This is a genomic window from Kitasatospora sp. NPDC085464, assembly GCF_044541955.1.
Classification (GTDB): Bacteria; Actinomycetota; Actinomycetes; order Streptomycetales; family Streptomycetaceae; genus Kitasatospora.
Map to the genome: position 1 here is coordinate 58,612 of NZ_JBITTM010000051.1, position 7,242 is coordinate 65,853.

The following is a 7,242-nucleotide window of genomic DNA, read 5'->3' on the forward strand; positions in this document are numbered from 1 at the left end:
AGGAGACCGCCTTGGCCCAGCAGCCCCACACCGCCGCGACCCCCGCCGCCGACACCGCGTTCCGCAGCGCCCTCGACGTGGTCGCCGGCGTCGAACCGCGGATCGCCGCCGCCATCGGCCGGGAACTCGCCGACCAGCGCGCCTCGCTCAAGCTGATCGCCAGCGAGAACTACGCCTCGCCGGCCGTCCTCCTCGCCATGGGCAACTGGCTCAGCGACAAGTACGCCGAGGGCACCGTCGGCCGCCGCTTCTACGCGGGTTGCCGCAACGTCGACACCGTCGAGGCCATCGCCGCCGAGCACGCCCGCGAGCTGTTCGGCGCCGACCACGCCTACGTCCAGCCGCACTCCGGCATCGACGCCAACCTCACCGCCTTCTGGGCCGTCCTCTCCCAGCGGGTCGAGAGCCCGGCCCTGGAGCGGGCCGAGGTCCGCAACGTCAACGACCTCACCGAGGAGGACTGGGCGAAGCTGCGCCACGAGCTCGGCAACCAGCGCATGCTCGGCATGTCCCTGGACACCGGCGGCCACCTCACCCACGGCTTCCGCCCCAACATCTCGGGCAAGATGTTCGAGCAGCGCAGCTACGGCACCGACCCGGTCACCGGCCTGATCGACTACGACGCGCTGCGCGAGACCGCCCGCGAGTTCCGCCCGCTGATCATCGTGGCGGGCTACTCCGCGTACCCGCGGCTGGTGGACTTCCGCACCATGCGCGAGATCGCGGACGAGGTCGGTGCCACCCTGATGGTCGACATGGCGCACTTCGCCGGCCTGGTCGCGGGCAAGGTGCTGACCGGCGACCACGACCCCGTCCGGCACGCCCACATCGTCACCACGACCACCCACAAGTCCCTGCGCGGCCCGCGCGGCGGCATGGTGCTCTGCACCGCCGAACTGGCCGAACACGTCGACCGCGGCTGCCCGCTGGTGCTCGGCGGCCCGCTCTCGCACGTCATGGCCGCCAAGGCCGTCGCCTTCGCCGAGGCCCGCCGCCCCGAGTTCCAGGCCTACGCCCACGCCGTCGTCGACAACGCCCGGGCGCTCGCCGAGGGCCTGCTGCGCCGCGGCGGCACACTGGTCACCGGCGGCACCGACAACCACCTCGTGCTCGCCGACGTCTCCGGCTACGGCCTGACCGGCCGCCAGGCCGAGGCGGCGCTGCTCGACTCGGGCATCGTCACCAACCGCAACTCCGTCCCGCAGGACCCGAACGGCGCCTGGTACACCTCCGGCATCCGGATCGGCACCCCGGCCCTCACCACCCGCGGCCTCGGCGTCACCGAGATGGACGAGATCGCCGAGCTGATCGACACCGTCCTGCGCGCCACCACCCCCACCACCGCCGCCAGCGGAACCCCGTCCAAGGCCGGCTACAGCCTCGACCCGGCCCTGCGCGACGCCACCGCCAAGCGCGCCGCCGACCTCCTCGCCCCGTACCCGCTCTACCCGGGCGTCGACCTGGTCTGACCTGCACCCCGGGCTGCCGCACCCGCCGGGAACGCCTGAAACGCCCGGGAACGCCAGGGAACGCCGGGGACACCTGAACCAACGGGACCACCGGCAACGCCAGAAAAGCTCCGAGCACCCGGAACACCCCCAGCACCCGGAACACCCCCAGCCCCCCGGAACACCCCGAGCACCCGGACGCCCGGGGCCGCCGGCACCTCCGCCGACGGCCCCGGGCCACGTCCGGCCCCGGTGTAGTGGCTAGTACTGCAGCGACTTGTACTGCAGGAACTCCTCCAGCCCGTGGCGCCCCAGTTCGCGCCCGAGGCCGGAGTTCTTGTAGCCGCCGAAGGGGGCGAGGGGGTTGAAGCGCCCGCCGTTGAGGTCGACCTGGCCGGTGTCGAGGCGGCGGGCGAAGGCGGCGGCGGTGTCGGTGTCGCGGGCCCAGACGCCGCCGGCCAGGCCGTACGGGGTGCCGTTGGCGAGCTCGACGGCGTGGTCCTCGTCGCGGTAGGCGAGGATCACCAGGACCGGGCCGAAGACCTCCTCCTGGGCGACCGCCATGTCCGGCTTGACGTCGGCGAGCACGGTCGGGCGGACGTAGAAGCCGGTGGGCAGTTCGGCGACCGGTTCCGAGCCGCCGACGACCAGCCGGGCGCCCTCGGCCAGCGCGCCGTCGATGTAGCCGCGCACCCGGGCCAGCTGCTCGGCGCTGACCACCGGACCGATCCGGGTCTGCGGGTCGGTCGGGTCGCCTGGCACGTACTGGGCGGCGGCCTTGGCGGCCCGGGCGACGGCCTCCTCGTACTGGTCCTCGTGGACCAGCAGGCGGGTCCAGGCGCTGCAGGTCTGGCCCGAGTTGGCGAAGACCCCGGCGACGTTGGCCTTGACCGCGCGGGTGATGTTGGAGCCCGGCAGCACCACGTTGGCCGACTTGCCCCCCAGCTCCAGGGCGACCCGCTTGAGGTCCCGGCCGGCCGTCGCGGCGACCTGCCGGCCGACGGGGGTGGAGCCGGTGAAGGAGACCACGTCCACCCCCGGGTGGGCGACGAGCGCCGCGCCCGCCGCCTCGCCGGTGCCGGTGACCAGGTTGAACACGCCGGCCGGGAAGCCCGCCTCGTGCACCAGCCGGGCGAACAGCCGGGCCACCAGCGGGGTTTGCTCGGCGGGCTTGAGGACCACCGGGCAGCCGGCCGCCAGCGCGGGGACGACCTTGGCGACGATCTGGTGCAGCGGGTAGTTCCACGGCGTGATCGCCGCGACCACTCCGGCCGGCTCGGCGTGCACCACCGAGTTGCCGATCCGCTCCTCGAAGGGGTGTTCGGCGAGCAGGGTCAGGTAGGAGGTCGCCACGGTCAGCGGCAGCCCGGCGTGCACGGCGGCGGTGAAGCCGACCGGGGCGCCCAGCTCGGCGACCACCGTCCCGGTGATCTCGTTCTGTGCGGCGGCGAGCCCGTCCCGCAGCCGAGTCAGCAGGTCCAGCCGCTCCTCGCGGGTGGTCGCGGCCCAGCTCCGGGCGGCCCGGCGGGCCGCTGCCACCGCCGCGTCGACGTCGGCCGTCCCACCGGCCGGCACGGTGGCGAGCACCTGCTCGGTCGCGGGGTTCAGCACGGCGATCGAACCGGGGTCCCCGGAGGGCCGCCAAGAGCCGTCGATGTACTGGTCGCCGTACTCCGCGTACTCCTGCACCGAGTTGTCCTCTCATGGGATCAGCCGATCGACCGACAGTGCTCGTCGGAGGCCAGTCAAAACGGCCGGGCGGCAGCGCGCAAGAGCCAATCCGGACCGGCAGACTTGCCGGTCAGCGCGGGGCGAACCGTGCGGTGTACTCGTCGAACGGCTCGATGCCCACCTCGGCGCGCCGCTCGTCCAGCCGCTCCGGTTCCTCGCACGGCCACGGCACCGGCCGACCGTCCGTCACCGCACCGATCTGGGTGCCGTAACGCTGCTCACGGCCCTCGTTGACGGCCAGTCGGTCCTGGAGGAAGGCGAGGTCGCGCGGGCTCGCCTCGCCGCGCGCGACGGCCTCGCCCATCAGTGCCACCGCCCGCCGCTGGACGTCGAGTTGCCGGTCCGCGTGCTGGGCGACGAGCCAGGCCGCCCGGGCCGCCTCGGGACCGACGGTCCGCTCGGTCGGCCAGCCGTGCTCCGCCATGAGCTCCGCGAGCCGGTCGCCGTGCCGGGCGGTGAGCCGCCGCCAGGCCGCCTGCTCGGCCAGGTCCGCACTGTTCGCCGACCGGGCGTTCGCCCCGTCCTCCGCCATCATCGCGACCAGCTCCCGGGCGAGCGCCCCGTCCTGCTCGCTCCGTCGTGCTTCCGTCATGCCGTCGACGCTCCTCACCGTACGGGCCCTCCTGGTGAGGGCCGCCGGGCCCCAACGCTAGGCGCTGAAGTCGGAACGAAGATCATCCGCTGGGACGGTGCCCCGCGGACCCCGATCGGGACATAATGGATCCACGCTCGGGATGCGCCGTGTTCACCCTCCGGCGGTTCCGTGACGGTTCCGGAAACTCCCCCGGCCAAGACCTCCACACAGTGGTCGGCACGCAGGTACATTGCAGTGAACTCAGCGGCGGAGGTTTAAAGCTGACGACGCTTCGACGTGCGCGCGCGTACGGTCGGGTCGGCGCATTCTGCGACCGGCCCGGAACTCCTGCTTCCGTTGAGGTCCGGTTAGAGATCCACAGGTCCACCCGTGCCCCGAAGGAGCTTCCATGACCGACGCCGCGTTCCCGGGCGAGTCGCAGCAGGCCGCCGAGCCGGCGAGCCTGGATGACGTCCCGGGGTGGTTCTGGGACCACGACCGGCACTCCTTCGACTGGTTCCTGGGGCGTCAGGAGAAGGCCGGTGTCACCGGCGACCTGCTGGAGATGGGGGCCTACCTCGGCCGCAGCGCGATCGTGATCGGCGAGCACCTCCAGCCCGGCGAGACGTTCACCGTCTGCGACCTCTTCGACTCGGACGCGCCCGACGAGGAGAACGCGGCCGAGATGGACCTGTCCTACCGGAAGACGCTGACCCGCGAGGCCTTCGAGCGCAACTACCTCGCCTTCCACGATGAGCTGCCGGAGATCATCCAGGCGCCGACCTCCGTCCTGTCCCGCGGCCACATTCCCGCCGGCGCGTTCCGCTTCATCCACATCGACGCCTCCCACCTGTACGAGCACGTCGTGGGGGACCTCCAGGTCGCCCGGGTCGCGCTGCAGGAGCAGGGCGTCGTCGTGCTGGACGACTACCGTTCCCAGCACACCCCGGGCGTGGCGGCCGCGACCTGGGAGGCCGTGTTCAACCACGGGCTGAAGCCGATCCTGCTCACCGAGTGCAAGTTCTACGGCACCTGGGGGGACGTGGAGCCGTTCCAGCGCGAGCTGCTGGACCGGGTCGACCTCGCGGTCGGCTGTCAGCTGAGCGCCGAGACCGTCAACGGCCGCCAGGTGCTGCGCATGACCGGTGACTCGGAGGGCATCGACCGTTTCCGCGGCTCCCGCCACCGGGAGCGACTGGCCGCCGAGGCCGCCCGGCGCGAGGCCGAGCAGTCCGCGGTCGAGGCCCGCCGGGCGCTCCGGTCGGCCCACGACGAGGCCGCCGTCGACCTGGCCGCCAGACGAGCCCGGGCCGCCGAGGCACGCCGCCCCGTCAACGTCGCCAAGCGCGCCGCCCGGGACCTCCTGCCGCCGGTCGTCACCTCCGCGATCCGCCGCGCCCGCCGCGGCTGACCGGGGCGCGGGCCCCCTCGGACGACACCGAGGTCGACACGAGGTCGACACCGAGAACGATGCCGGGGACGACGCCGGCAGCCGTGCGGTCCCGGAAGGCGCACAGCTCCCCGTCGTACGGCTCCGAAGACGCCGAAGGGCCGGTCGGAACATCCGACCGGCCCTTCGGCACGTCACGCGCTGCGGTGGCTCAGACCCGCGAGGGCTCGCCCGCCTCGACGGGAGCCTGGGCGTCCTGGGCGGCCTGGTCGTCCGCCATCTCCTGGCGGACGGCGGCCAGCGACGGGTTGGCCCAGGCGCTGGCGACGCCCCAGTAGTAGAACGCCAGCCCGATCCCGGCCACGATCAGCAGGTCCCAGCCCTCGGGCAGGTAGCCCTGCCCGCCGAAGTCGGTGCTGCCGGCCCAGGAGACACCGGCCATCACGAACAGGTAGGCGACCATCCAGGCGCCGGCCAGGAGGTGCGGCTTCAGCTCGGCGAACGGCTTGCGCAGCTCGTACCAGGCCCAGATCGGCAGGCCGGCGGCCATCAGCAGGATGACCTTGCCGGTGAGCGGCCAGCGGGCCCAGTACAGCACCAGCGAGCCGAAGACCATCGCGACCGGGGCGATGACCGGCATGGCGCGCAGCCGCACCGGGCGCGGCAGGTCCGGGGCGAGGCGGCGCAGGGCCATCACGGCGACCGGGCCGGTGATGTACGAGATCACGGTGGCCACCGAGACGATCTCGGCCAGCGAGCCCCAGCCGCGGAAGACCGCGAGGAACAGGAAGGCGACGACCAGGTTGAGCACCAGCGCCGGGCGCGGGATGCCGGTCTTGGCGTCGACCTTGCCGAAGAGCTTCGGCAGGTGGCCGTTCTCCTGCACGCCGTGGATCATGCGCGAGGTGGTGGCGGCGTAGATCATGCCGGTGCCGGAGGGCGAGACGAAGGCGTCCGCGTAGAGCAGGATCGCCAGCCAGTTGATGCCCCAGGCGATGGCCAGGTCGGCCAGCGGCGAGGTGTAGGAGAGGCTGCTCCAGCCGCCCGAGAGGTCGGCGGCCGGGATGGCGCCGAGGAAGGCGATCTGCAGCGCGACGTAGATCACCAGGGCGATCAGGATCGAGCCGATGACGGCCTTGGGCAGCGACTTGCCGGGGTTCTTGGCCTCGCCGGCCAGGTTCAGCGGCGACTGGAAGCCGTTGAAGGCCCAGACGATGCCGGAGACCGCGACGGCGGTGAAGACCGCGCTCCAGCCGTTCGGCGCGAAGCCGCCGTGGTCGGTGAAGTGCGCGGTGTCGAAGTGCGCGAGCAGCAGCGCACCGGCGGTGAGCGTCGGCACGACGACCTTGAAGACGGTGATCGCCGTGTTGGTCTTGGCGAACAGCGTGATCGCGAACCAGTTGAGGGCGAAGTAGACGAGCAGCAGCACGCTGGCGAGCGCCACACCGCTGAGGGTGAGCTCCTGACCGTTGAAGAGCCCCTTGGCCCAGCCGAAGTGCCAGGAGCTCATGTACTGCACGGAGGCGGTGGCCTCACCGGGGATGACCGAGACGATGGCGATCCAGTTGGCCCAGGCCGCCAGGTAGCCGGCCAGCGAGCCGTGCGAGTACTGGCCGTACCGGACCATGCCGCCGGCCTTGGGGAACATCGAGCCCAGCTCGCTGTACGTGAGGGCGATGGTCAGCGCCACCGCGGCACCGATCACCCAGGCGAGGATCGAGGCCGGCCCGGCGAGCTTGGCGGCCCGCTCGGCACCGAACAACCACCCGGATCCGATGATCGACCCCAGCCCGACCGCGGTCAGGCTGATGGTGCCGAGCGATCGGCGGTAGTTCTGGTGAGACGCCGTCGAGGATTCGGGCTCACTCAACGTATCGGTCCTTTCGCTCGGGGTTCATCGGGTGGTGTCGGTGTTTTTGCTGTTTTGAGTCGGTATTCCGGACAAACGCACAGCAGCTTATGGTCCAAAAACGGGCGAATACCTCAGAGGAAGCTCAAACCGTTCGATCGTTGCCATCTCGTGTCCGGTTTCCGGACCGGCGGGCCCCGCGAAGAGGCCGGCGCCACACCGCCACTGGGGTGGCGGTCAGGGCCGGCCG

At 72.1% G+C, this 7,242-nt stretch carries 5 protein-coding genes; 2 read left to right on the forward strand and 3 right to left on the reverse strand.

Features of this window, described 5'->3' with window-relative positions; translation table 11 throughout:
• Positions 1-11: 11 nt before the first annotated feature.
• Positions 12-1,469: a glycine hydroxymethyltransferase gene (locus ACIGG8_RS34695; RefSeq protein WP_396552608.1), complete on the forward strand. Its 1,458-nt coding sequence runs from the start codon at positions 12-14 to the stop codon at positions 1,467-1,469.
• A gap of 240 nt (positions 1,470-1,709) precedes the next feature.
• Here ACIGG8_RS34695 and ACIGG8_RS34700 read toward each other — a convergent pair whose 3' ends face one another.
• Together ACIGG8_RS34700 and ACIGG8_RS34705 are read right to left on the reverse strand one after the other, a co-directional pair.
• Complete coding sequence (locus tag ACIGG8_RS34700; protein WP_396552609.1) at positions 1,710-3,137, reverse strand: aldehyde dehydrogenase family protein; 1,428 nt, start codon at positions 3,135-3,137, stop codon at positions 1,710-1,712.
• A 112-nt stretch (positions 3,138-3,249) separates the two neighbouring features.
• Positions 3,250-3,771 carry a DUF6624 domain-containing protein gene (locus tag ACIGG8_RS34705; protein WP_396552610.1) on the reverse strand — a complete coding sequence of 174 codons (522 nt, stop codon included), beginning with the start codon at positions 3,769-3,771 and terminating at the stop codon, positions 3,250-3,252.
• A gap of 391 nt (positions 3,772-4,162) precedes the next feature.
• Here ACIGG8_RS34705 and ACIGG8_RS34710 point away from each other — a divergent pair, with 391 nt between their 5' ends.
• Positions 4,163-5,164 carry a class I SAM-dependent methyltransferase gene (locus tag ACIGG8_RS34710; protein WP_396552611.1) on the forward strand — a complete coding sequence of 334 codons (1,002 nt, stop codon included), beginning with the start codon at positions 4,163-4,165 and terminating at the stop codon, positions 5,162-5,164.
• A 190-nt stretch (positions 5,165-5,354) separates the two neighbouring features.
• Here the strand turns inward: ACIGG8_RS34710 and ACIGG8_RS34715 are convergent, their stop codons facing one another.
• Complete coding sequence (locus ACIGG8_RS34715; RefSeq protein ID WP_396552612.1) at positions 5,355-7,013, reverse strand: APC family permease; 1,659 nt, start codon at positions 7,011-7,013, stop codon at positions 5,355-5,357.
• Positions 7,014-7,242 lie beyond the last annotated feature (229 nt).